The sequence below is a fragment of the Rhizobium sp. 1399 genome, assembly GCF_031455475.1.
Lineage (GTDB): Bacteria > Pseudomonadota > Alphaproteobacteria > Rhizobiales > Rhizobiaceae > Rhizobium.
In genome coordinates this window covers 61,057-84,569 of sequence record NZ_JAVDSU010000014.1, presented here as the reverse complement: position 1 = coordinate 84,569, position 23,513 = coordinate 61,057, and the positions used below count along the sequence as shown (strand labels likewise).

The 23,513-nt window shown below is 60.5% G+C and carries 22 protein-coding genes and 1 pseudogene; 13 read left to right on the top strand and 10 right to left on the bottom strand.

All coding sequences use genetic code 11. The features are described 5' to 3' along the window. Positions 1-13 precede the first annotated feature (13 nt). A complete protein-coding gene (locus J2X71_RS31310; protein WP_310388648.1) occupies positions 14-1,348 on the bottom strand; it encodes an MFS transporter in 1,335 nt (444 codons plus the stop codon). Between the two features lie 179 nt (positions 1,349-1,527). Here J2X71_RS31310 and J2X71_RS31305 point away from each other — a divergent pair, with 179 nt between their 5' ends. From J2X71_RS31305 to J2X71_RS31295, 3 genes are all read left to right on the top strand, one after another. Continuing rightward, a complete protein-coding gene (locus tag J2X71_RS31305) occupies positions 1,528-2,427 on the top strand; it encodes a LysR family transcriptional regulator (RefSeq protein WP_310388466.1) in 900 nt (299 codons plus the stop codon). Positions 2,428-2,654: 227 nt separating this feature from the next. Next, a complete protein-coding gene (locus J2X71_RS31300; protein WP_310388465.1) occupies positions 2,655-3,050 on the top strand; it encodes a hypothetical protein in 396 nt (131 codons plus the stop codon). Positions 3,051-3,095: 45 nt separating this feature from the next. Further along, positions 3,096-4,022 (top strand): helix-turn-helix transcriptional regulator, encoded by a 927-nt coding sequence (locus tag J2X71_RS31295; RefSeq protein ID WP_310388463.1) that lies wholly within the window; start codon positions 3,096-3,098, stop codon positions 4,020-4,022. 31 nt (positions 4,023-4,053) lie between these two features. Here the strand turns inward: J2X71_RS31295 and J2X71_RS31290 are convergent, their stop codons facing one another. Next, positions 4,054-4,848 carry a metallophosphoesterase gene (locus J2X71_RS31290; RefSeq protein ID WP_310388461.1) on the bottom strand — a complete coding sequence of 265 codons (795 nt, stop codon included), beginning with the start codon at positions 4,846-4,848 and terminating at the stop codon, positions 4,054-4,056. A gap of 264 nt (positions 4,849-5,112) precedes the next feature. Here J2X71_RS31290 and J2X71_RS31285 point away from each other — a divergent pair, with 264 nt between their 5' ends. Beyond that, positions 5,113-5,748, top strand: coding sequence for a glutathione S-transferase N-terminal domain-containing protein (locus J2X71_RS31285; RefSeq protein WP_310388459.1), 636 nt, complete (start codon positions 5,113-5,115; stop codon positions 5,746-5,748). Positions 5,749-5,879: 131 nt separating this feature from the next. On the opposite strand, the gene J2X71_RS31280 is transcribed toward J2X71_RS31285, so the two are convergent. Continuing rightward, positions 5,880-7,007 (bottom strand): alpha/beta hydrolase, encoded by a 1,128-nt coding sequence (locus tag J2X71_RS31280; protein ID WP_310388457.1) that lies wholly within the window; start codon positions 7,005-7,007, stop codon positions 5,880-5,882. A 394-nt stretch (positions 7,008-7,401) separates the two neighbouring features. Between J2X71_RS31280 and J2X71_RS31275 the strand changes: the two genes are divergently transcribed. Both J2X71_RS31275 and J2X71_RS31270 read left to right on the top strand, forming a co-directional pair. Next, positions 7,402-7,902, top strand: coding sequence for a GFA family protein (locus J2X71_RS31275; RefSeq protein WP_310388455.1), 501 nt, complete (start codon positions 7,402-7,404; stop codon positions 7,900-7,902). A 265-nt stretch (positions 7,903-8,167) separates the two neighbouring features. Further along, positions 8,168-9,346, top strand: a complete 1,179-nt coding sequence (locus J2X71_RS31270) for a sulfite oxidase (RefSeq protein ID WP_310388453.1) — start codon at positions 8,168-8,170, stop codon at positions 9,344-9,346. A gap of 66 nt (positions 9,347-9,412) precedes the next feature. Here J2X71_RS31270 and J2X71_RS31265 read toward each other — a convergent pair whose 3' ends face one another. Beyond that, on the bottom strand, positions 9,413-10,309 hold the full coding sequence (locus J2X71_RS31265; RefSeq protein ID WP_310388451.1) for a LysR family transcriptional regulator ArgP: 897 nt from the start codon (positions 10,307-10,309) through the stop codon (positions 9,413-9,415). A gap of 100 nt (positions 10,310-10,409) precedes the next feature. Between J2X71_RS31265 and J2X71_RS31260 the strand changes: the two genes are divergently transcribed. From J2X71_RS31260 to J2X71_RS31250, 3 genes are read left to right on the top strand one after another with little or no spacing between them, the layout of a single operon-like run. Next, positions 10,410-11,018, top strand: a complete 609-nt coding sequence (locus J2X71_RS31260; RefSeq protein WP_310388449.1) for a LysE/ArgO family amino acid transporter — start codon at positions 10,410-10,412, stop codon at positions 11,016-11,018. A gap of 43 nt (positions 11,019-11,061) precedes the next feature. Further along, positions 11,062-11,697, top strand: coding sequence for a LysE family translocator (locus tag J2X71_RS31255; protein ID WP_310388447.1), 636 nt, complete (start codon positions 11,062-11,064; stop codon positions 11,695-11,697). Between the two features lie 14 nt (positions 11,698-11,711). Then, on the top strand, positions 11,712-12,614 hold the full coding sequence (locus J2X71_RS31250) for a dihydrodipicolinate synthase family protein (protein WP_310388445.1): 903 nt from the start codon (positions 11,712-11,714) through the stop codon (positions 12,612-12,614). 200 nt (positions 12,615-12,814) lie between these two features. Here J2X71_RS31250 and J2X71_RS31245 read toward each other — a convergent pair whose 3' ends face one another. Then, a complete protein-coding gene (locus J2X71_RS31245) occupies positions 12,815-13,738 on the bottom strand; it encodes an NADP-dependent oxidoreductase (protein ID WP_310388443.1) in 924 nt (307 codons plus the stop codon). Beyond that, positions 13,735-14,202, bottom strand: a complete 468-nt coding sequence (locus J2X71_RS31240) for an ester cyclase (protein WP_310388441.1) — start codon at positions 14,200-14,202, stop codon at positions 13,735-13,737. Before J2X71_RS31240 ends, J2X71_RS31245 begins: the two co-directional genes overlap by 4 nt. Positions 14,203-14,298: 96 nt before the next feature. On the opposite strand from J2X71_RS31240, the gene J2X71_RS31235 reads away from it, so the two are divergent. From J2X71_RS31235 to J2X71_RS31225, 3 genes and pseudogenes are all read left to right on the top strand, one after another. After that, positions 14,299-15,237, top strand: coding sequence for a LysR family transcriptional regulator (locus J2X71_RS31235; RefSeq protein ID WP_113322115.1), 939 nt, complete (start codon positions 14,299-14,301; stop codon positions 15,235-15,237). A gap of 290 nt (positions 15,238-15,527) precedes the next feature. Further along, the gene (locus J2X71_RS31230) at positions 15,528-16,535 is read left to right on the top strand and encodes an MBL fold metallo-hydrolase (RefSeq protein WP_310388438.1); all 1,008 of its coding nucleotides are present in this window, start codon (positions 15,528-15,530) and stop codon (positions 16,533-16,535) included. Positions 16,536-16,765: 230 nt separating this feature from the next. Further along, positions 16,766-16,873, top strand: a pseudogene (locus J2X71_RS31225) (LysR family transcriptional regulator); the annotation flags it as partial. A gap of 87 nt (positions 16,874-16,960) precedes the next feature. Here J2X71_RS31225 and J2X71_RS31220 read toward each other — a convergent pair. The 3 genes from J2X71_RS31220 to J2X71_RS31210 are packed head-to-tail and all read right to left on the bottom strand — an operon-like array spanning position 16,961 to position 22,158. Then, a complete protein-coding gene (locus J2X71_RS31220) occupies positions 16,961-20,002 on the bottom strand; it encodes an efflux RND transporter permease subunit (RefSeq protein WP_310388436.1) in 3,042 nt (1,013 codons plus the stop codon). Between the two features lie 12 nt (positions 20,003-20,014). Further along, positions 20,015-21,085 (bottom strand): efflux RND transporter periplasmic adaptor subunit, encoded by a 1,071-nt coding sequence (locus J2X71_RS31215; protein ID WP_310388434.1) that lies wholly within the window; start codon positions 21,083-21,085, stop codon positions 20,015-20,017. Beyond that, the gene (locus J2X71_RS31210; RefSeq protein ID WP_310388431.1) at positions 21,082-22,158 is read right to left on the bottom strand and encodes an efflux RND transporter periplasmic adaptor subunit; all 1,077 of its coding nucleotides are present in this window, start codon (positions 22,156-22,158) and stop codon (positions 21,082-21,084) included. Before J2X71_RS31210 ends, J2X71_RS31215 begins: the two co-directional genes overlap by 4 nt. A gap of 103 nt (positions 22,159-22,261) precedes the next feature. On the opposite strand from J2X71_RS31210, the gene J2X71_RS31205 reads away from it, so the two are divergent. Beyond that, positions 22,262-22,879: a TetR/AcrR family transcriptional regulator gene (locus J2X71_RS31205; protein ID WP_310388429.1), complete on the top strand. Its 618-nt coding sequence runs from the start codon at positions 22,262-22,264 to the stop codon at positions 22,877-22,879. 240 nt (positions 22,880-23,119) lie between these two features. Here the strand turns inward: J2X71_RS31205 and J2X71_RS31200 are convergent, their stop codons facing one another. After that, positions 23,120-23,470: a DUF2200 domain-containing protein gene (locus tag J2X71_RS31200; protein ID WP_310388427.1), complete on the bottom strand. Its 351-nt coding sequence runs from the start codon at positions 23,468-23,470 to the stop codon at positions 23,120-23,122. Positions 23,471-23,513: the final 43 nt, after the last annotated feature.

Here is a 23,513-nt window from a genome sequence, read left to right as displayed (position 1 = left end):
GCGAACAGAATGCTCATCGACTGCTCTCTCCAGATTGTCCCGCCAGTTCGTAGCGGGCGCGGCTCAGGCTGACCAGGCTGGCAATTGCCGCGCAGCCAGCCGACAGGACGACCGCAAATTCGAGCGCGGCGGAGAGCGGCAATGTCGCGAAGATGAGCGACATGAAGATTCCGCCCAGGGTCTGGCCGAGAAGCCGTGCGGTGCCCTGCATGGCACCTGCCGCGCCGCTTCTGGATTTCGGAGCCGAGAGAAGCAGAATGCGGTTGTTCGGCGTCTGGAACAGGCCGAAACCCAGGCCGGCAATCACCGTGCCGACCAGAAAGGCAATACCTCTCGGATCGGGTGGGCAGAGAGCTGCCACAAGGAGGCCGACACCCAGCAGTGCGCCGCCTGTCGCGCAAAGCCATGCGGTCTTGACGCGGTTTGCCAGACGTCCCGAAAATGGCGCGATGATCGCGGTCGCAACCGGCCAGGGCATCATGTAGAGACCGGCCAGAACCGGAGTCATGTGCAACCTGTGCTGGAGATAAAAGGGTAGCGCGATGTAGCTCAGCATCTGGCCGCAGAAGCAGGATACCGATGCGATCACCGCCACGCGGAATGCAGGTGCCGCCAGGAGATCGGTCGGAATGATCGGGGCGTCGCTGTTGCGTTCCAGGCGCAGCAGTATGACAAGGCAAGCTACCGAGGCGGCAATGAGGACCGCGCCACTTGCCGGCGCAGTCGCTATCCGGTCGGTGCCGCAGAAGAAGAGGATGAACATCGATGTGTTGGCCAGCAAGGCCTTGGTGTTCAGCTTTCGGTTCGTGCCCTGCATCTTGCCCAGCAGACCGCCGCTGAGAAGTACAATGATGCCGAGCGGTATGTTGACCGCAAAGAGCCAGGGCCAGGTCGTGACGGAAAGAATGGCGCCGGCAATGCCTGGACCGGCAGCGGAAGAAATTGCGATGACCATTGCATTGATTCCGATGATCGGACCCAGCATGTGCTGCGGCAAGGCTGAGCGCAGGTTCATCATGGCAAGCGCCATGATCGCGCCCGCGCCGAGGCCTTGCGCGAAACGGGCAAGGACCAGCAAGGAAAGGTCACCGGCGAAGGCGCAGGCAGCCGAAGCCGCGGTGAACAGTGCGACGCCGATCAGGAAGACCCGCCGCGCGCCATAGATTTCCCCGAGCGCGCCACACGGAAGAAGGGCGACCAGCACGGCCAGCTGATAGGCTGAGACGACCCATACGGTGCTGCCCGCTTCCACGTGCAGCGAGAGCGCGATCGAGGGCAAGGCGACGTTGGCAATGGCGCCGTCCAGAACGACAAGAACAGCTGAGAGAAGGATGAGTGCGATGGCCATGTACTGTCTAGGCGATGCCGGGCCATCCTGAGAAATCGGTACGGTGGAGGCGAGGGACATTGAGAAACTCCCAATCGTTATCGGATGGACGACTAGTTAGGCCTTGCCGACTGCGAGCGCCAGACGCAACGAAATCAAACAACTGTTGCATGAAACGCCATGCGTGAGTAAATGGAGTCATGCCCGATCTCGACCTCAACCTCCTGGTGGCACTGGATGCGCTGTTGCGCGAGAGAAGCGTATCGGCCGCCGCGCGTCGGCTTGGCCTCAGTACATCAGCCATGAGCCGGACGCTGTCACGCTTGAGGACTGCGCTCGGCGATCCGATCCTTGTGCCGGCCGGGCGCGGCATGGTCGCAACGCCCCATGCCCTGGCGATTGCCGAAGACGTGCATTCGTTGAAAGAAGCTGTGAAAGCGGTGCTCAGTCCGCCGTCGACCGTGGAAATCCGCGAGGTGCGCCGCGATTTCACCATCCGTGCCAATGAGGCGTTCGTGCTTATTTTTGCCGCGGGCCTGAGCGCTGCTGTGGCGAACGCGGCACCAGGGATAAGGCTTCGATTTGCGCCGCGATCGGACAAGGACGTTCAATCCTTGAGAGACGCGGCCGTGGATCTGGATATCGGCGTCCTGCCGACGGAGAGCGGGGAACTGCGTTGCCAGACCCTTTTCGAAGACCGGTATGTGGGTCTTGCAAGGACAGGACACCCGATTTTCGATGCAGATGAGATCACGGTCGAGAGCTATGCCGCCTGGGGCCACGTACTTTTTTCACCGCACGCGGATTTTGCCGGTCCGGTCGACAGGGCGCTCGCCGAACTCGGCGTCCACCGCGATGTCAGACTGATCGTGCCAAGCTTTCCAGCGGTGATCGCAGTTGCGGCGGCATCCGATTTGATCGGCGCGATTCCGAATTCTTATCGTAAATCCGCCGCAACAAGCCAGATCAGGACGTTTGACCTGCCGGTAGCCGTGCCGGGATTCGACATCGTCCAGGCGTGGCACCCGCGGATGGATGCAGATCCCGTTCATCGTTGGCTGAGAGCGCTGATCTTTCAGACGTTCAAGTCAATGAACTGAGTGCGCATTCGATAATTGAAGAAGGACCGCTATCGGCGCAAGGCAGACGCTGTCAGTCGCCATGTGCGCCTTGCTCTCCACGGGCTCATGCGTCACGGCAAGCTTCACCCATCGCAGTTGCCCAAACTTGGCCGATCCCCGGCATTTGTTGGCAGCTTCGCGAAATCCGGCTCCCGTCCGGAATGCTAGTCTGGCCTCACTTGCTTCCATTTCGAAAGGCCGCTGCCGTGCTTCTGGATCGTTCCCGCCTGCCTGTCGTCTTCATCCGCACCAATGCCGATGCAGAAACCTCCATCAATGACCAGATCGAGGCTCTCTTGGAGGAGCGGCGGCCGTTCGTGCTGGTCACGGATCACGCGCCTGACGATCACGAGGAGGAGACGCAGGAGGAGCGCAAGGAGCGGGCGCTGTTTTTCAAGAGGATCAAGGATCGGATGAGGGCCTATTGCCGGGGCATGATCGTCATCGATGGCGGCAGGCCGACATCGGCCGCGATCAAGATTGCGGCGGCCACGGCCGGAAAGGCGTTTGGTTTCGCGATCATCTTTGCGGCAAACGAAGACGAGGCGGAGCGCAAGGGGCGGAGCCTGCTCGGCAGCAGGGACGATGCGTGGCTTCTGTGATAGAGCGAGGTGCCTTCGGTGTGAATTTACCGACGAGGATCGACAATGGATATTCCAGAGACATTTGACCCGTCGGCGATCGATGAGGTGTTGCGCCCGGCCTTCAGTTTCATCACCGAGGCGAGTTTCGTCGGCGAGACGGAGCCGCATCGTCATGGCAAGGCGCAGCTGCTTTACGTGATGAGCGGCGTGCTGACGATGAGGGCGGCCGGCGGTGTCTGGACGGTGCCGCCGAATTGCGCGCTGTGGATTCCGGGCGGCACTTCCCATAGCGGGCGTGCCTGCGGCCATATCAAGATCGGCAATCTCTATGTCGACGCGAAACTGACCGGTGACCTGAAGGACGAATGCGGCATTCTCTTCGTCCAGCCTTTCCTGCGCGAGTTGATTTTTCGCCTGGAGCCGCGCCCGGATAGTCCGGATATGGCGCAAGACCGTCTTCACCGTCTGGTCGGCGTGCTTCTCGATGAGCTGAGGGCAGCACCGCTCGAGCCGATCCATCTGCCGATGCCCACCGATCGCAGGCTGCAGCGGCTCGCCGAAGCGATGGTCGCCGAACCTGGCCTGCGGTTCACCATAGACGAATGGGGTGCGCGGGTTGGCGCAAGCAACCGGACGCTCAGCCGCCTGTTCCAGCGGGAAACGGGAATGTCCTTCCTGCGCTGGCGACAGCAGCTGCATATCGGCGTCGCCCTTCAGCGCCTGGCGGCGGGGCAGCTCGTGACCGTCATTGCCGGCGATCTCGGCTACGAGAGCGTCAGCGCCTTCATTGCCATGTTCCGCCGCATGCTCGGCACGACGCCGACGCGCTATTTCAGCGACCAGTTGCCGGCAAGCCCGCACAGGCTGGAAATCACGGCGGATTGGCGCGCGGAACCGGGCGAAGGCGATCGCCGGAATGAAGAGACGGGCCGGGATATTGCGAAGGGTTCCACGTCCAATCTGGTGCCATTCAGACGAGAGCCGAATTGATCCCGTTTAGCCCGTCTCGCTCTGCCCAATCCTAGAAAAGCATATCCGCATTATCATGAGACCGGTGGAGGGGCCGGCCTTCCTGAAAACGGCACGGACCGGGGCGGACTTCCGTTGCCTGCAGCACCGCCACATCGCCGGATGGGCTGATGTGGAGCGCAGAGAGGATATTCGTCGCGAAGGCGCCGGTATCGATGGCAATCCGGTTCGGGAAGATCTCGACGCGTTCGCTTGCGGTAATCGTGTGCCCATGGACGACGATCTTGCCGAATGAGGTGCTGGCGTTCAGGAATTCGCCGCGAATCCACATCAGCGTATGCGCATCCTGCTCGGCCAGGGGAATGCCGGGTTTCAGGCCGGCATGGACGAGGATGTGGTGGTCGAGTTCGACATAGCGTTCCGCCGCGCGCAGGCATTGCAGGCGCTCGTCTCCAAACCTGCTGCTGATCTCATCTGCGGTGATGGCTGCCTCAAGGGGCAGGCCGTAGGACAGCATCGTCTCGCTGCCTCCGAGGTCCCGCCAGTGGTTTACGAGATCTGCCTGAACGGCCGGGTCCGTCTCGTCGAGGATCTGAAGAGGGAGGGCGTCGTGGTTGCCGCGTATCAGCTTCGAGCCCGGTCTGTCGCGCAGCGTCCGGATGACGAGATCCATCGCTTTGCGGCTCTCCGGCCCGCGGTCCATGATGTCGCCGAGGAAGACGATCCGGTAGTCGATCGTCTCGTCGCGCGCCTTGCCGGCAATGCCGGAGAGCATCTTCTCCAGCAGGTCGGCACGCCCGTGGACATCGCCGATGGCGAATGTGTGCAGAGAAGCGTTCCCGGTCATCGATGACTCCCTTGTCGCACTCGGTATGGCATTGTTTATGAGCTGCGCCCAGCCCCCAACTGAAATGTGGAATCGAACTCGATACTGCCGGAGAATCCCCTGCGGTGCGGGGGTATTTTGGGCGATTTATCTTGATGGAGATATCTTCGCGAAGCAGTCTGCGCACTTATTCGTCGCGAAACGCTGATTTTTACGGCGTCGCGGAATTCATCTGTAAAACTGTCGCTTTCATTGGGACTTTCACCGCATTCATTCGAGGATCAGATGCTATACACACTACATGCCGCACCGGGCTCATGCTCTTTCGCGCCTCACATCGTACTGGAGGAAATCGGCGAACCCTACTCACTTGCTTTGATGTCTCCGGGGCATCCAGAAACTAAAACTGATCAATTCCGCCGACTAAACCCGAAAGGCCGCATTCCCGTCCTCACCGCTGACAATTTTATCCTGACGGAAGCGCCGGCAATCCTCGTCCATCTCGGGCTAACCAACCCTGGTGCCAAGCTCTTGAGCGCAGATCCGGAAGCAATCGTTCGATCGATCGAATGGTTTAACTGGCTGTCAGGCACGGTGCATGCCGTCGCTGTTCGAATGATTTGGCGACCGGACTATTTCACCGACGATGGCGAGTATGATTCGTTGATCGCCAAGGGCAAGCAGCATCTTTCTTCAGCCTTCGCGCTTATCGAAAGCAGACTGAACGAGCGTCTCTGGGCCGTGGGAGACCACTATTCCGTGGTCGATCCATATCTGCTGGTGTTCTATCGATGGGGAAATCGGATGCACATAGACATGCAGAATAGCTATCCAGCGTGGACCAGACATGCCCGCCGTCTTGAAGACAGACCGGCCGTTCAAAACGCGCTTTCTCAAGAAGGTATCTCACTATGGGAATGAGGTACTTTCTCGGAACTTGTTTGTCGTGCATCGCCTGATTTCCGGCTAGTGGTTGGGGAGGGGTTTTGATCGGACAGAAGCTTCGCGCGAACGCCGGCTTCAGGTTCAAAACCCGGCCGAATTGATCCCGTTCATCCGCTTCTCCCGGCCCTCCTGACGATCCGCCACCTGGATTGCCCGATTGCCTGGCGATTGGCGATCTTTTCGGCCGGGGTGCCGGTGAGGACCGCCTTTATGTCGTCGCGCATCTGCGGGAAGACGCGGTAATATTGATGGTTCTCCGGCTCTGAGAGCTCGAGTATGGCGCTGACGTCGACCGCCGATACCTTGTCGCTGATCGTGCCCATATTGTCGGGGCCGTCTGCGCCGAGGCGCGGTCCGTTGAATTTTGTGCCGCTGCTGAGCGTGCTGAGAATCCAGTCCTTCTCGGAATAATAGACGGTGATCGACCGGCAGATCCGCGGCAGGAACTTGAATTTCTGGGGATCGTCGAAGGCATCGGCATCCTCGTCCGCGGCAGCCAGGATCACCTTGTCGAAATAGCGGCGAAGGGGCGATGACGATGTGCCATCGAGCGAGGTCATGGCACTAACGGTCGAGAGTGTCGGGGAGGGCGGTTCGGGCAGTTTCATCAGCGCCTGCAGCGCGTTTCGCATCACATAATTGCCCATGCTGTGGCAGATGAGGTGAATGGCCTGGTTGCAGCGCTCTTCCTCGCTGAGCTTGTCGACGAAATCGCTGAGGCGACGCAGGGTTCGGGCGATCGCGATGCCTGATGCCGCCGCGGTCTTGCGATCATGGGCGTAATCGCCAAACGGTGTGGGTATGGGCAGGAGCGAGGCAATCGACGGCCAGGAGAAAACGAACATGTTGACGTCGAGGCCGTAGAAGGCGCTCAGCCAGCCGGCGCGCTCGATGGAATCGACGAAACTGTTGCTGAAGCCATGGATGAAGGCGATGGTTGGCTTGTCATCGGCCTTCATCGAGGCGCGGATGGCATCGAAGATCGTGTCGCTGCCAAGCGTCGGCGCCTCGCCTTCGGCAAAGAGAAGCTGCTGGTTGGCGACGGCGAGCGAGCCCGGCACGAGCACGTTCGTCTTCCTCGACAGATTGACGTTGACCTTGGCGCTGCCGTAGCGGACATCGATGCCGCTGGTCGGCCCGAGTTCGGAACCGAAGCCGATGATCCGCTGATGCTGCGGATCCGTGGGGTCAAGGAGGGGCTGACGATTGGTTGCGAAGTAAACCGTCTGAATCATGATCCTCTCCACGTCCAGATGGCACGACCGCCTCAGAGATCGCTACCGACAGCATAACTATCAGGCCACGCTCCCGTTGCACGAAGAGCGCATAGCAAACAGACAGTAAATCTCGCTAGGCCACGCGTATTAATTGCGCCAAGACCAAGTGGATTTTGCAGTTTCCAAGTTTTACGTGAATATTTCCTCAAGAATTAGCTAATACAATTTTTTGGCGATTGCAACAGGAATCGGGTTATCCCGGAGTTCGTCCGAGAATTCATGTGGTTCCGGCATGATCCATGCGAAGAACCGTTCGACGATCCACCGAGAGAGTATTCCTCTGGCTGGACGATCAAAAGACGAAAATCTAAAAGAAATTAAACCCAACCCGCCTCTTGAAGGAGGAGAAAAAATGAAACGCATCGAGATGGAGGTGAGCGGCGGCTGCCAGTGCGGCGCCGTGCGCTATCACGCAACCGCTATGCTCGACAATTCGCATCTCTGCCATTGCCGCATGTGCCAGAAGGCCTCGGGCAACATCTTTGCCGCGCTTGTCGCCGCGCCCGATGATGCACTCACCTGGACACGCGGCAAGCCTGATGTCTGGAAGAGCTCGGAGCTTGTCGAGCGCGGATTCTGCGCCAATTGCGGCACGCCATTGTTTTTCCACCACCTCGAAAACGGTCGCACCAACCTGATGATCGGTTCGCTTGATGACCCGCACGCCTTCTCGCCGCGTGCCAATACCTGCACCGAGAACATGGTGAAATGGTTCGATACGATCACCGGCATAGAAAATACCGGTGCGACCGAAAACAACGGCGCCGACTGGGCCGCGGCAATCAAGGAGAGCAGCAACCAGCACCCCGATCACGATACCACCGCATGGGTGGTGAGGGGGCGTGATGGCTGAGGCCTATTCCGGCGGCTGCCAGTGCGGCGCTGTCCGTTGCCGCTATTCAGGCTGAGCGCGGTTTGATGATAGATGGCGGGCTGGGCCGGCTGTTGGCATTCTGCTCCGGCATGCGAAGTCTGGCGTTCTGGTGGACTGGTCTGACTTGGAGCGAATGACCGCTTTCGGCCCTTTGCTGCCGTTCGAGGTCGATCCGAGAGACGTACGGTATGTGCTAGAATGCGGCCCGAAGGCGGAATGCGACAGACGCACTGCGAGGGGCGGTGTGATCGAACCGGAGTTCGTGCGACCGAGAGCCGACGTTGTGCTCTTTGAAGGGGGAGACGAGTACGCGATGCCGACACCACAGCAGCCCAGTCTAATAGTTCGACAGAAATCCCCAGAGAATATCGAGTTTCCGTTTGCGTCGCTCTCCGATTGGCTGATCCCAACCGAGCTGTTTTTCGTGCGAAATCATTTCCCGTCGCCGGACCTCAATGCGCGAGACTGGAGATTGCGGGTTGGCGGGGCGGTGGAGCGGCCGATCGAACTTGACCTCGACAGCATCAAGGCGATGCGGAGCACGACTTTCACCGCCGTCGTCGAGTGCGCGGGGAACGGGCGCGTCTACTATGAGCCGCCGAAGGAGGGATTGCAGTGGCAGAATGGAGCCGTCGGCAATGCTGCCTGGACAGGTGTTCTTCTGCGCGAGATTTTGGAAATGGCGGGCGTCAAGCGAACCGCATGTGAGGTCCTGCTCGCAGGCGCCGACAGCGGCGTCGTCGACGCGAACAAGAAAACGGCTTCTCCCGGCCCCATCGCTTTTGCGCGCAGTTTGCCGCTTGAGAAGGCCATCGCTGACAGCACGATCCTTGCCTATTCGATGAACGAGCAGCCGTTGACGCGCGATCACGGCTACCCGCTACGCGCGGTCGTGGGTGGCTGGTTCGGCATGGCTTGGGTCAAGTGGGTCACTGATATCACGGTTGTGGAGCAACCGTTCCTTGGCTACTGGCAGGCGCGCGACTATTTCCGTTGGGAGCGCAGCCTCGGGGAACCCAGGCTGGTCCCCCTTGCGGAGATGGAGGTCAAAGCGCAGATCGCGCGTCCCGTACAGGGGGCGCGTCTCATCGTCGGCCAACCGTACCGGATTTTCGGAGCCGCCTGGAGCGGAGAGGCTGCTGTCCGGCAGGTGCAGGTCTGCACCGGGGATGGCAGGGGCTGGCGCGAGGGAAAGCTCCTCGAAACAGAACGTCCCTTTGCATGGCGCTTGTGGGAATACATGTGGACCCCTGAAGAAGTGGGGCGATATATACTGCGATGTCGCGCGATCGATGGGGCCGGGTCCGCGCAGCCCGACCTCCAGCGTTCCGACTGCGAGAGCTACGTGGCCAATTGGATCATTCCGGTGGAGATCACGGTCGTTCCCGAGCCACAGACGTACGAGGAGGAATTCGTGATCTAATCACCGCATGGGGCGGAATGGCGGCTTTTGGCCCAAAGCAGACGCTGTTGTCCCCACGCGTCACCCTCACACCAGCGACCGCCTCGCCACATCGATCACTTTTTGCGTCAAACCCGCAAGCCGGTCTGCAGCAAGCCGGCTGATCTGCCAGTAGAGCACGACATCAAGCGGTGTGTCGGGGATCAGTTCGACGAGGCGGCCGGCTTTGATGTGGTCCTCAATCAGCTGGATCGGGCTCATGCCCCAGCCCATGCCGAGCAGGCTCGCATCGAGAAAGCCCTGTGTGGCCGGCAGCCAGTGCGTCGGCACGTTGACGTCGGTCGCCAGTGTGCGGCGGATCCATTGCGCCTGCAGGCGGTCCTTCTGGTTAAAGGTGAAGGAAGGGGCGCGGGCAAGCGCTTCAGGAGTGACGCCATCAGGGAAATAGCGGCGGACGAATTCGGGGCTCGCGGTCGCATGGTAGCGCAGCGCGCCGAGCGAGTAGCGGCGGCAGCCGGAGACCGGCTTTTCCATGCTTGTGACGGCGGCGATGACGCGACCGCGCTCCAGCCATTCGGCCGTGTGGTCCTGATCGTCGACGGAAATGTTCAGGAGATAGTTCGAGCTTTTCGAGAAATCCGCCATCGCCTCCAGAAACCAGGTGCCGAGGCTGTCGGCGCTGGTGGCGATCTGCAGCGTGACGCGCTGTTCGGGACTGTCGCGGTCGCTCAGCGCCGGCAGGTGTTCGAGCAACTCGCTCTCCAGCATGCCGACATTTTCCATGTGCCGGCAGAGCCAGTCGCCCTTTTCCGTCGCCGTGCATGGCGTACCGCGCACGACGAGGGCGGCACCCAGCCGCTCTTCCAGCTGCTTGATGCGCTGCGAGACTGCCGATGGCGTGACGTTCAGGACGGCGGCGGCCTTTTCGAAGCTGCCGGTCTGGACCACGGCAAGCAGCACGCGAAGGGCGGGATAATCGATCATGGGTAAGCTGCGCTTAATTGACGTAAGGATGATTAATTAGCTTAATGTCGCCGATCAGTCTACGGAGCGGCTCAACAACGCGACGGAAGCCTCTGATATCATGAATTTTACGACCTATTTCACCGGCTTGGCCGCCGGCCTCAGCCTGATCGTGGCGATCGGCGCGCAGAATGCCTTCATCCTGCGCCAGGGGCTGCGCAATGAATATGTTTTCGCCGTCTGTCTTGCCTGCGCTCTATCAGATGCGATCCTGATCGTCGTCGGCGTCACCAGCCTGGCGCAGGTGGTGAACCTCATGCCCTGGCTCGATCCGGTCATGCGCTATGGCGGGGCGGCATTCCTCATCTGGTATGGGGCAAAAAGCCTTTATTCGGCGGTGTGGTCTTCGGGCGCATTGCAGGTTTCAAACGGGGCGGGGGCAAGCTTCGGCAAGACCATGGCCATGTGCCTGGCGCTCACCTGGCTCAATCCGCATGTCTATCTCGATACGGTGATCCTGCTCGGCACGATCTCGACGCGCTTTGCCGGCCATCAGGCGGCTTTTGCCGCGGGGGCCGTGAGCGGCTCCTTCCTGTTCTTTTTTTCGCTGGGATATGGTGCGGCCTGGCTTCGTCCCATCTTTTCACGGCCGGTTTCCTGGCGCATTCTCGAAACCATCATCGCTTGCGTGATGTGGCTGATCGCGTTCAAGCTCCTGAACGGCATGTGACGGCCGCATACGCTCCAAGCGCATTCGAATTTGGGAAATCAGAATGTCCGTCGATCCGCATCATCTCGCCCTCGTCTTCACCGCCTATATCATCGCCGCAGCCAGCCCAGGCCCCAGCAATATGCGCATCATGGGCGTGGCCATGCATCAAGGGCGCCAGTCCGCATTGATGATTGCCGCCGGTGTGGTCAGCGGCTCGCTCTTCTGGGGCTCGATGGCGGCGACCGGCGTTTCCGCCATTCTGGCGCAATATGCCCAGGCGCTTGTTATCCTGAAGATAGCAGGCGGTTTGTACCTGCTGTTCCTTGCCTACAAGGCCGGCAAATCCGCCATGACCTCTGACGAGAAGCAGGGCAGGCCGCTCGATGCCATCAGGCCGGCTTTGGGCTTCAGCCTCTATCGCCGCGGCCTCCTGATGCATCTGACCAACCCGAAGGCGCTGCTCGGCTGGATCGCGACCATGACGCTCGGCCTCGGCCCGGGTGCGACGCCGACGACGGTTGCCGTCATCCTCGCAGGCTGCGCTGTTCTGAGCATCACGATCTTCTGCGGTTATGCGCTGGTTTTCTCCACCGCGCCGATGATCCGCATGTATCGCCACGCGCGGCGCTGGATCGAGGGCACACTGGCGCTCGTCTTCGGGGCGGCCGGCATGAAGCTCCTGCTGTCGCGCGCATAAAGAGGACGTTCCCGATGCCGCTTTTTCACGGTCTTTCCGCATTTCCGATCACGCCATCAGATGCTTCCGGCATTGTCGATACCGACGCGCTCGCCACCCTGCTTGCCCGCATCCAGGCCGCGGGCGCCGATTCCATCGGCCTGCTCGGCAGCACCGGCGGTTACGCCTTCCTGTCGCGCGATCAGCGGCGCCGGGCGGTTGAAACGGCGATGTCTGCCGTCGGCGGCAAGATCCCAGTCATCGTCGGCGTCGGAGCGCTTCGAACAGACGAGGCGCAGGCGCTCGCAAAAGATGCGCGGGAGCTCGGGGCGGATGGCCTGCTGCTGGCGCCGGTCTCCTACACGCCGCTCACCGATGATGAGGTCTACGAGCATTTTGCAGCTGTGGCCGATGTCGGGCAGTTGCCGCTCTGCATCTACAACAATCCGGGCACGACGAAATTTACCTTCAGCGTCGAGCTGATCGCCCGGCTCTCCAGGCTCGGCACCGTCAAGGCGGTGAAGATGCCGCTGCCCGCCAATGGCGATATCGCAGCAGAGATTGCAAGTCTCCGTTCGGTGATACCTGATAATTTCGCTGTCGGCTATAGCGGCGACTGGGGTGCTGCGGATGCGCTGCTGGCGGGTGCCGATGGCTGGTATAGCGTGGCGGGAGGCCTGCTGCCCGCCGAGGCCCTGAGACTGACGAGGGCGGCGCAGGCGGGCGACACTAAAGAGGCGGGACGCATCAACGAAGCCTTCGCGCCGCTCTGGGCGCTATTCAAGGAATTCGGCAGTTTCCGCGTCATGTACACCATTGCCGATCTCATCGGCCTCGGTCGGTTTGCGCCACCGCGGCCGGTGCTTGGCCTTCCGGAATCGGCGCGTGGGCGCGTGCGCGAGGCGCTTGAACGCCTCGGCGCCGCAGTCGGCCGCTAGGGTCCCGTACCCAACAGGCTTGCGTGCTTGGCGAAGCGTCGCGACAAGATATGACAGCTCGACCGAAGCTTTCTTGCTGCCGCGTCATCAGCAACAATCAGCGGTTCTTGAAGCGCCGGTCGCCGGTCTGGGCGAGGGACTTGATCGTCGATAATGCACTGAGGGAAACGCCACCGCGGTATGCAGTGGCGTTGCTGTGTCTAGTCGAATGCGACGATGATCTTGCCGCGAGCGCGACCTGATGCCTGATGCTCAAAGGCGTGGGCAAGGTCGAGCGACGACACTTTCTGATCGACGAGAACCTTCAGCGAACTCGCGTCAATAGCTTCGACGATCTTTTCAAGACGGCTTCGGTCGGAAGCATGGAAAACGAAGCTCGCCGCTACATTATGCGCCTTCGCGAGCGCTTCATCCGGTGGCGCGGAGGTAGCCAGGAGATATCCGCCCGAGCGCAGGACGTTGAACGATCGCTGCTGGGTTTCACCGCCGATCGTGTCGAGCACCACATCGATGTCAGACACCTTGTTCACAAAGTTCTCCGACCGATAATCGATCACCTGATCCGCGCCGAGCCGGCGGGCGATGTCGATCCCCGTTCCCGATGCTGTCGCAATCACGTGTGCGCCGACAGAACGGGCAAACTGAATGGCAAAACTACCGACGCCACCGGCACCCGCATGCACCAGGACGCGTTGACCGCGTTTCAGATCCGCGACTTCGAACAGTGCCTGCCACGCGGTGCCCGCCGCTGTCGGAATGCCTGCTGCTTCTTCGAACGATACCTTTTTCGGCACGCTGACCAAATAGTCATCTCTGACGACAGCGAATTCGGCAAACGCGCCGCCGCTTGTCGTGTCGAGGCGAGCCAGGACTTCGTCGCCTTTGCGCCAACGGGTGACGTCGCTTCCTGCGTATTCGACGGTGCCCACAAGGTCGGTGCCCAAGATGTAGGGGAATGCCAGCGGGAAGAACGCATGCATAAACCCACGCTGCAGCTTTACATCGAGCGGATTGAGGCTTGCCGCCTTGATACGCACGAGAACCTCGCCCGGGCTGATATCTGGCGTCGGTACGTCATCGACGACCGGCGCAGCGTTATAATTGCCAATGCGGAAGGCTTTCATCGGGTCGTCTCCTCCGCTTGGACAGGCCATGCGCCAACCTGAAACAGCCAGCCGAACCAGTCCTCGAGATGCCAGGTGTGCGTAAGCATGCCGTTGTCGATGTGGTGGAATTCGTGAATGGGCATCCGAAAGGATCTACCGGTTGGAGCGATGCCGAACCATTCGCCGGTATGGGTCCCAGTAATGACTGCACGGACGGCAGCGCGACCTGGTGCGCCGATGATCTCCAGGATCTGGATCCTGATGTCCGGAAAGGCCGCGACAAATTCTCGGATAAGGGGTTTCATGCCATCGCGACCCGGCTGCTGGTGCGGTGCAAGAGGGATATCCTGCCAGTCCGCCGTAACGGCTTTGTCGAGAAGGTCCGGGTTCCCTTCGCTGAAGGCCCGGTAGAGCGTCTCCACGGCTCGCAGTTCTTCCGGCGAAATGCCGAAAACACTCGGTTTATTTTCGGTAGTTTCCATAGTTGCTTCCCTTGCTGAGGATGTGGCGTGGGAAGACGTTATCCGACGGCGCGTCATGCTTGAAATCGATATTGAGTATGTGTAATTATCCATTCTATGGATTTGCACGGTATCGATCTTAACCTGCTCGTTGCCTTCGACGCTCTGATGGCCGAGCGAAGCGTCACCCGCGCCGGCACACGGATCGGGCGCACACAGCCGGCCATGAGCGCGGCCCTTTCAAGGCTACGAACCTTATTGAAAGACGAGTTGTTTATTCGCGGGCCGAATGGGCTGCAGCCGACGCCGCGCGCCCTCGATTTAGCCGAGCCGCTCAGTCATGCACTGGCCGAGATTCAGCGGACGCTTGAATTCACCCAAGGCTTCGACCCATCCACCTCGACGGTCAGTTTTTCTCTGGGTCTATCCGATCACCCAACCTTCGTCCTGCTGCCAAGTCTTCTTGAAGCCCTGCGCGAACAGGCGCCAGGGATTACATTGCGCATCCGCAACTTCACGGCGCGTGACGACGCCATCAGCATGCTTGATTCCGGGGAGGTCGATCTCACCATCGGCGTGCCGCCTTCGCCGACGGGCAGAATTCTCAATCGACCTCTGTTTCAGGAAGGGTTCGTCTGCATCGTTCGAAAAGGGCACGCCGTCGCGTCGGCGCCGTTCGACCTCAAGACGTTCCTCGGACTTTCTCACCTGTTGGTCTCGCCGGAGAACGACCGATTTGGACTAGTCGATGCGGCCCTGGCGAAGCAAGGCCTGAAGCGGCGCCTTGCGCTGACGCTCCCGCATATGTACGCAGCGCCCCTGTTGATTGCTCGTTCCGATATGATCGCGACGCTGATGGGAGGCGTGGTTCTCGCATCTGGACACTCGCACGAACTCTCGATCCTGCCACTACCGCTCGAGCTGGAGCCTGTCCAGTTCGTCCTGTCGTGGCATCGGCGCAACGATGTTCATCCTGCCCAACGATGGTTCAGGGACTGCATCGCATCCCTCTCGATGTCACTGCCTGCCCTCGGTGACCGTTCAACGGCTGACTGACGGTCGACCCATAATTCGGGGCGTTACGCCTGGCATTTAGGGCGCGCTCCAGCCCGCTACAGGACTACGCTCGGCATCTTGCAAGCATCAATTTTCTCAATTCATTCAATCCTGTAGTTCAGGAGTAGGGCATCTACGCCAAGCACTCATCATAAAGGCCGTGGATGGCAACAAATACAGGAAATCAATTTGCCGAATGGTTGGGTGCTGCTCATCCTGCAAAATGTGCAGACGCGGCTTTTCTCCGATTTGGAGAGGCGGCGCGATTGGAACATAGATGAGGAAAATCGATGGAACCCGCAGACCCTAAAACAAGCAGCCTGGTTGATAGACGGCTCTTGCTGAAGCTCTCCATGGCCGGTGGCTTGGCCGCCGTCGTTTCGCCGCCAGGCGGGGCGCAGGCGCAAGACGCGCAGCCGCTTCTGGCCGCGCGGCCTATGCCGATCGTCGATACACGCTTCCCCGCTGAGATGGCGCCTGGCGTGTTTGTCCTGCCTGACAAACGGATACCACTCGTCCCAAATATCGGCATCATCGTCGGTCGCGAAAAGGTGCTCGTCGTCGATTGTGGGATGGGCGTCGAAAACGCAGAGAAGGTGATGCGACTCGCGGGGCAACTTGCTCCAGGCCGGCAGATCGTCCTGACGGTCACGCACGCACATCCCGAGCACGGTTTCGGAGCGCAGGTGTTCAAACCGGACGGACGAATCTACTACAACGCCACCCAGCGCGATTACCTCCAGCGCTCCGGTGCGACATTGCTTGATGGCTTTCGTACCGGCGTTCTTCCGCCTACGCAGAAGCACCTGCTGGACGGCGTCGTGCTTACCCCTCCCGACGAAACTTATGACGGCGCCCAGGCAGTATTGGACCTTGGCGGTCGGATGGTCGAATTCCGCACCTGGGGCACAGCGCATACTCCGGGTGACCAGATCATATACCTTCCCCAGGAAGGCATCGTCTTTGCTGGCGACCTACTTGAGGAAAGGATGTTTCCGATCGTTCCTCTATTCCCGCCAATGATCACCTCAGGCGACATCGATGTCGCGCGGTGGGAGATTGTCTTGAATGATATTCGGCGCCTCGAACCACGGCTGATCGTGCCCGGTCACGGCAATCTGGGCGGCGTGGAAATCGCCGAGGATGTGCTCGCCTACTTCTCGGCGATGCGCAGCCTCGTTCGGGCTGGTGGGCGTTCCGTCAGCGATCTCCAAAGCGAGATCCGCGCGAAGTATCCGACTTGGGAAAACAGCGAGTTCATCTCTCCGGCCTTGCAGTATTTCCAACAGGGCGCCTGACAGCCAAACGCATCATACGCCGAGCCATGTCGGATCAGACCGAATACCATGTGGCTTATTGGTTGCCGCCGCCACTCGTGCGGCGGCACATCATCGGCGAAGGGGCATGCTCGTCGCAATCCGCCGCCGCTTCATCCCTGTGTCTTCTTGCGGACGTCAGGGACGAGGCGGATATGTGCCAGCGCCTGGGTGACGATCAGACGGCCGGTTGCGCCGAGGATCAGGATCTTCCATCGCGGCGGCTGCTGAGCACCCGCGTATCGGCCTTTCTCGATTATCTGAAGGAAGCCTTTCCGATGGGAACGCCCGACGAACTGGCGGCCTATATTGGAGGATGAAAGGGAGGCGTTAACGAGATGGATTGCAACGCGTTTTAGTCAGCGGGAGGGGGCCCGTCCGGAGTGATCCGGACGGGCCTTATGTTGTCAGGCCTCGCGGGGTATTCGAAACCAGGCAACATACAAAGCAGGCAGGAAGAGCAGCGTCAGGACCGTGCCGACGACAATGCCGCCCATCATCGCGTAGGCCATCGGCCCCCAGAATATCTCCCTGGAGATCGGGATCAGCGCGAGCGTGGCTGCGGCCGCTGTCAGCATGATTGGACGCATTCGATGCTCCGTCGCTTCGATAACGGCTTGCCAGGGTGGCATGCCCTCGCTTCGAAGATGCTCTATCTGCACGACAAGGATGACCGAGTTGCGGATCAGAATGCCGATCAGCGCCAGGACGCCGAGGATTGCGACGAACCCCATGGGCGAATTGCTGAACAGCAGCGCTGCAACAACGCCGATCAGCGCGGTGGGGGCAACGGCGAAGACCAGGAACAGCCTGCTGAAACTTTGCAGCTGGATCATCAGGATCGTCGCCATGATGAACAGCATCAGCGGTGCGACGGCCACGATCGGCCCCTGCGCTTTGGCGCTTTCCTCGACCGAACCGCCGTCAACAATGCGGTAACCGCTCGGAAGGCCCTTGCGGAACTCATCGACTTTCGGCTGCAGTTCGGCGACGATCGTTGCCGGCTGGGTCGGTCCCACCACCGCGGCCTTGATGGTGATGGTCGGCGTGCGTGTGCGCCGCCATATCGTCGGCTGCTCCAGTTCGTAATGGAAATTCGCAACCGCAGACAAGGGCACGGACTTGCCATTGGAGCCGGCAAGCTGAAGGTTCTGCAGCGTCTCGATCGAACCTCGCTCCGAGGTCTGGGCTCGGCCGATCACATCGACGAGATAGATGTCATCGCGGATCTGCGTGGCAGCCGATCCCTCGACGATGCTGTTCAGGGCCGTTGCAATATCCTGCGACGAGACACCCAGCTGGCGCGCCTTGTCCTGGAGCACATCGACCTTGACCACGCGCGATGGTTCGTTCCAGTCGAAGGTCATGTTGGACAGCAGCGGATGCGGGCCGACGATGCCGGCAAGCTGGTGGGCGATGTCACGGACCTTCTGGATATCCGGCCCGCTGACGCGATATTGCACGGGCTTGCCGACCGGCGGGCCGATGTCGAGAAGCTTTACGAAGGCGTCGGTTCCGGGGAAGGTTTTCGTCAGATATGCCTGAAGCTCGCTTTTCACCTTGTCGCGAACGTCGAGCCCCTTGGTGACGATCACCGTCTGGCCGAACGAGACGTCGGGGGTCTGCACATCATAGGACAGGATGAAGCGGGGAGCCCCTTGTCCGACATAGCTCGTCCAGTGATCGATATCCCCGTTGTTGGCCAGCATCTCGCTTTCGAACCTGGCCATCTGCCTGTTCGTCTCCGAAATGGAGCTGTTCTGCGGCAGGTTCCAGTCGACGATCAGTTCGGGCCGGTCGGAGGAGGGAAAGAACTGTTGCTGCACCAGGCTCATGCCGCCGATCGAGAGGGCAAACACTGCCAGCGTTGCGCCAATGGTTATCCAGCGCCAGCGCAGGGCCAGGCCGAGGAGCCATGCGAAGATGCGTGCAAAACGGCCTTTCTGCTCATGATGCGATTTCATGGTCTTCGGAAGGATGGTCACGCCGAGCAAGGGTGTGAACAGGACCGCGACGACCCATGAAACCAGGAGCGATACGGCGATCACCACGAAAAGGGTGAACGTAAACTCGCCGGCAGCACTGGTATTGAGGCCGACGGGGATAAAGCCCGCGACCGTCACCAGCGTGCCTGTCAGCATCGGGAAGGCGGTCGAGGTGTAGACGTGTGTCGCCGCCTTTCGGAGATCATCACCCACCTCCAGGCGGGCCACCATCATCTCCACGGCAATCATTGCATCGTCGACCAGAAGACCAAGGGCGATGATCAGTGCGCCCAGCGAAATGCGCTGCATCGAAATGCCGGTATAGGCCATGACGAGGAAGGTGATCGCCAGCACGAGCGGAATGGAGATGGCAACCACGAGTCCCGCCCGAACGCCGAGGCTGATGAAGCTGATCGCAAGCACGATGACGATCGCCTCGAACAGCGCACGCGTGAAGCCCGACACGGCCTCGTCCACGACGGCGGGCTGATCGGAAACGCGTTCCACGTCTACGCCGATGGGAAGGTCGGCAGTGACCTGCTCGATCTCCTTGTCGAGCGCTTCACCGAATTCAAGCAGGTTTGCGCCGGTCTTCATGCCGATCGCGAGCCCGATCGCCGGCTGGCCGTTATAGCGGAACAGTGCGGAGGGCGGATCGACGTAGCCGCGCTTGATCGTGGCGACATCGGTCAGCGGAAAGAAGCGATCGTTGACACGAAGATTGATCGCCTTGAGGCTTTCCTCTGAAGTGAACTGGCCGCTGACCCGCAAGGCGATACGCTCGGGACCGGCGTCGACGAAGCCCGACTGCGTCACGGCATTCTGCGCCTGCAGCGTCTCGATCACCGATTGCTGGTTAAGCCCGAGAGCGGCGATCTTTCGCGTCGAAAATTCGAGATAGATGGCCTCATCCTGCGCGCCGATAATGTCCACCTTGCCGACATTGGGAACGGTCAGCACTTTTGCGCGCGCGTCCTCGACGAGATCGCGAAGCTGGCGCTGTGTCAGCCCGTCGCTCGTAAAGGCGTAGATATTGCCGAAGACATCGCCGAAACGATCGTTGAAAAACGGCCCGATAACGCCGCTCGGGAAATCTCCCTTGATGTCGCCGATCATGTTGCGTACGCGCATCCAGATGGCATTCACATCCTTGGCCTTGGTCGTCGGCAGCAATTCCACGAAGATCGTCGTCTTCCCGGCAACCGTCTCGCTGCGGGTGAAATCGAGCGATTCCAGTTCCTCGAGTTTCTTTTCGACGCGGTCGGTGACTTGCTTGGTCACTTCCTCGGCTGATGCACCAGGCCACTGCACCTGGATGATCATGGTCTTGATAGTGAAGTTGGGATCTTCCTCGCGGCCGAGACCGATATAGGAAAAGGCGCCGGCCAGAATGAAGACGATCATGAAGTACCAGACGAGTGAACGATGTTCGAGCGCCCAGTCGGACAGGTTAAATTTTTTCACGGGGATTTTTCCTCAGTCTACTCTGACGGCCTGGCCATCGACTAGTTTGTGAACGCCGGCAATGACGACGCGTTCGCCCGGGCTGATGCCCCCGGCGATGCGAACGGAGCCTCCCTCGCCGACGTCTCCGTCGATCCCGATCGCGCGGATGGAAACCTTGGCGGCAGCGGGATCGACCACCCAGACGTTCGGCTTTCCGTCCTTGATCAGGATGGAGGAGGAGGGGAGCAGGATCGTCGGCTGAGCGTCGACGGTTGCGGTTGCGGTTACGACCGAGCCCAGGCGAAACGCGGCGGGAGGATCGATGAGCGTTATTTTTGTGCGTCGCGTGCGGGTCGTCGCCTCGGCTTCCGGTGCGATCTCCCTGACGGCGCCGCTCGCACGGATGGTCGGGTCCAGCTGGAGAGCAATCTCGAAGGGCGATCCCACCTTGAGGCCGTCGAAGCTTGCGACCGGTATGTCGATCACCGCATCGCTCTGTTCAGGGCGGGCGATGGTCGCAATGCTCTGGCCCGCGGCCACGACCTGGCCGACTTCGGCCGAAGTCGCCGTCACGACGCCGTCGAATTCCGCCCTGAGCTGCGCGTATCCGAGCTGCTCCTCGGCCTTGTCCAGATTGGCTTGGGCCTTGGCAACCGCGGCAGCGGCACTCTTGCGCCCAAGTTCGGCCTCTTCGTAGGCCGCCTCGCTTCCCGATCTGCTCTGGAGCAGGGACCGCTGGCGTTCCTCGGTGGATGCGGCATTCGCGAGCTGCGCCTGCGCATTGGAAAGCTCGGATTGCGAACTTCTGACCGCAAGTTCCAGCGCCAGCGGATCGATGGCAGCAACGACATCGCCCTTCTTCACGACGTCGCCGACGCTGACCTTGCGGGCGATGACCCGTCCGAGGACCCGAAATGCCAGCTGGGTCTCGATCTTGGCCTGGACCGTGCCTGGCAGGGTCAGTGCGGAGGCTGCGGTCGACTTGACGACAACGGAAAGGACGGGACGCGGCGGCTGCTCATGTGCTTCTTCCTGCTTCTGGCAGGAGGTCAGCAGCAGTGATCCGACGATCGCAAGGCCGGCTGTGATACGGATATTCATTCTGCGGCTCCCTTGCCGTATGCGACGACCTCGCCTGGTCGCAGGAACTTCGTGCCGTCGACGACGACGATGTCTCCCGGGGAGACACCCGCGCGCACCGCAAAGCGGCCGGTCTCATAGTTGGAGACATCGATCGGGTGGAGCGACACGCTCGATGAGGCGGGGTCGACGATCCAGACGGCCGGCTGGCCGCTCTTCGAGGCCATGGCCGACCACGGCAATTCGATTGCATCCTGCGCTACGGAGCGGAAGGAGCCGACAACAGGTGCGCCAAGCTGCATGTCCGCCGTGCCTTCGAGACCCACCTTGACCCTGATCGTTCCGGTCGACGGGTCGATCGTCGGCGAGATCTCGCGCACGGAGGCTTCTATTCTGTGAGATGGCGCCGAGAGGGTGCTGACGGCGACCGTGTTTTCAAGGTTGCGGCCGAGATAAAGGGACTCGAAGACATTGAAGACGGCGTCGCGCGGTCCATCATGGGCAAGCGTGAAGATGAGTTGCGCCGCCTGAGCAACCTGGCCAACCTCGGCATTTCTAGCGGTGATGACGCCATCGGCATCGGCGCGCAGTTCCGTATAGGAGAGCGCGTCTTGTGCCGTATCGAATTGCGCCTGCGCCAGTTTCACGCCGCCCTCAGCCGTCAGCAGCGCCTCCTGGGCTTGATCGAGTGCCGCGCGGGTCGCAACCTGCGTCTTGAAAAGGTTCTGCTGCCGGTCGAACGCGAGCTGGGCCTGCGTCTGCTGGGCAAGCGCCGATTGCAGGTTGGCGGTGGCGACGCCGAGATCGGCTTTCTGTTCTTCGGCGTCCATGCGCGCGAGCACCTGTCCCGCCTTCACCGATGAGCCGACATCGACGAGACGCTCGACAATGCGCCCGCTGACCCTGAAGGAAAGGTCGCTTTCGACGCGTGCGCTGACTTCGCCTGTTATGGCGTTGTTTTCGACTGTTGGCGTGACCTTGGCCACGACAGCCTCCACATTCTTTGGCTTTGCCTCACTCGCGCTTTGCTTTTCGCATGAGGCAAGCGCGACTGCGCTGACGCCCAGCCAGGCGGCAACAAGGACAGTTTTCATGATTTACCTCTTGCATCGGTTCGGCAGACGAATAATATTGACTAACCCATTAGTCAATGAAAATTTCTTGACGCCCGACCACGAAAAACGCTCAAGGTGAGCCGTGCCTGATACGAAGAAATTGACGCGCGCCGAGCAGAAGGCTCGCCGACCCATAGAGATCCTGGACGCTGCGTTTGAAGAATTCGTCGAGCGCGGCTATGTCGCGACACGTGTCGAAGACATCGCCAGCCGGATCGGGGTCACGAAGGGAACCGTCTATGTTTACTTCGAAACCAAGGAACAGCTTTTCGAAGCGATGATCGGGCATATTTCGACGCCGCTGGAAGGCCTGTTGGCGCGCGCAAACGAACAGCAGGGGACTGCTGCGGAGCGGCTTCAGAAGACGATCGAGCTGATCTACGATCTCGTGGTCAGGGACCGCAGATTGCGCGAACTGATGCGGTTCATTATCGCCGAAGGTTCACGCTTCCCCCAGATCGTCGACAGGCATCACGAGGCATTCATCGATCCTCTCGACTGGCAAATGCAGTCCCTCATCGATGACGGCGTAAGGCTTGGCGAATTCCGCTCGGCGCCGGCTGCATTCTCCGATGCAGTCGTGGCGCCAGCCATCACCTTCCTGTTCTTCAAGCTTCTCTTCGACGAGCGGCGGCCCCTGGACAGGGATGCCTACCTGAAGGCGCATGTCGATCTCGTGCTGCATGGACTGTTGGCCTGATCGGCAAGGCCGGCGCGAAATCCATTCGAAGTCGATCACCGTCGAATTTCGGTCGAGTCACACTTTTAGACGCTGGCCCGCCATAAATCGCAGATGGCGATAACTCTTTTAATCTCGTTGGAACGTTGTTGTTGCGACCGTCGTCGAACGGTCGAATCCGGCCAGAATGAAGACTGAAAGCCCGCCGTTATCCTTCTGAGATGCGGATTGGTCGACTGAAGCCGCGGGCCGCGGCCGCGGCTATGCCCGCAGGATCTTCTCCATCGTCTTTCCCTTGGCGAGCTCGTCGACCAGCTTGTCCAGGTAGCGGATCTCCCGCATGGTCGGCTCCTCGATCTCCTCGACGCGCACGCCGCAGACGACACCTGTTATCAGCGACCGGGAAGGGTTCATCGCCGGCGCCTGCGCAAAGAAATCCTCGAAACTGGTTTTCTGCGACAGCTCATCGTCCAGGCTCTCCGGGCTGTGCCCCGTCAGCCAGCAGATAATCTCATCGACCTCCGCTTTGGTGCGGCCCTTCTTCTCGGCCTTGGCGATATAATGGGGGTAAACGCTTGCGACGCTGATCGAATAGATACGATGCTTCGTCATGCCTCCTCCCAGACGTTGCGCATCTCGCGACGGCGCGGGCAGC

What these genes read in the sequence shown, in the direction of transcription:
- J2X71_RS31310 (WP_310388648.1), bottom strand. Translation starts at nt 1,348, where the DNA reads ATGGCCATCGCACTCATCCTTCTCTCAGCTGTTCTTGTCGTTCTGGAC.
- J2X71_RS31305 (WP_310388466.1), top strand. Translation starts at nt 1,528, where the DNA reads ATGCCCGATCTCGACCTCAACCTCCTGGTGGCACTGGATGCGCTGTTG.
- J2X71_RS31295 (WP_310388463.1), top strand. Translation starts at nt 3,096, where the DNA reads ATGGATATTCCAGAGACATTTGACCCGTCGGCGATCGATGAGGTGTTG.
- J2X71_RS31290 (WP_310388461.1), bottom strand. Translation starts at nt 4,848, where the DNA reads ATGACCGGGAACGCTTCTCTGCACACATTCGCCATCGGCGATGTCCAC.
- J2X71_RS31285 (WP_310388459.1), top strand. Translation starts at nt 5,113, where the DNA reads ATGCTATACACACTACATGCCGCACCGGGCTCATGCTCTTTCGCGCCT.
- J2X71_RS31280 (WP_310388457.1), bottom strand. Translation starts at nt 7,007, where the DNA reads ATGATTCAGACGGTTTACTTCGCAACCAATCGTCAGCCCCTCCTTGAC.
- J2X71_RS31275 (WP_310388455.1), top strand. Translation starts at nt 7,402, where the DNA reads ATGAAACGCATCGAGATGGAGGTGAGCGGCGGCTGCCAGTGCGGCGCC.
- J2X71_RS31265 (WP_310388451.1), bottom strand. Translation starts at nt 10,309, where the DNA reads ATGATCGATTATCCCGCCCTTCGCGTGCTGCTTGCCGTGGTCCAGACC.
- J2X71_RS31260 (WP_310388449.1), top strand. Translation starts at nt 10,410, where the DNA reads ATGAATTTTACGACCTATTTCACCGGCTTGGCCGCCGGCCTCAGCCTG.
- J2X71_RS31255 (WP_310388447.1), top strand. Translation starts at nt 11,062, where the DNA reads ATGTCCGTCGATCCGCATCATCTCGCCCTCGTCTTCACCGCCTATATC.
- J2X71_RS31250 (WP_310388445.1), top strand. Translation starts at nt 11,712, where the DNA reads ATGCCGCTTTTTCACGGTCTTTCCGCATTTCCGATCACGCCATCAGAT.
- J2X71_RS31245 (WP_310388443.1), bottom strand. Translation starts at nt 13,738, where the DNA reads ATGAAAGCCTTCCGCATTGGCAATTATAACGCTGCGCCGGTCGTCGAT.
- J2X71_RS31240 (WP_310388441.1), bottom strand. Translation starts at nt 14,202, where the DNA reads ATGGAAACTACCGAAAATAAACCGAGTGTTTTCGGCATTTCGCCGGAA.
- J2X71_RS31235 (WP_113322115.1), top strand. Translation starts at nt 14,299, where the DNA reads ATGGATTTGCACGGTATCGATCTTAACCTGCTCGTTGCCTTCGACGCT.
- J2X71_RS31230 (WP_310388438.1), top strand. Translation starts at nt 15,528, where the DNA reads ATGGAACCCGCAGACCCTAAAACAAGCAGCCTGGTTGATAGACGGCTC.
- J2X71_RS31215 (WP_310388434.1), bottom strand. Translation starts at nt 21,085, where the DNA reads ATGAATATCCGTATCACAGCCGGCCTTGCGATCGTCGGATCACTGCTG.
- J2X71_RS31210 (WP_310388431.1), bottom strand. Translation starts at nt 22,158, where the DNA reads ATGAAAACTGTCCTTGTTGCCGCCTGGCTGGGCGTCAGCGCAGTCGCG.
- J2X71_RS31200 (WP_310388427.1), bottom strand. Translation starts at nt 23,470, where the DNA reads ATGACGAAGCATCGTATCTATTCGATCAGCGTCGCAAGCGTTTACCCC.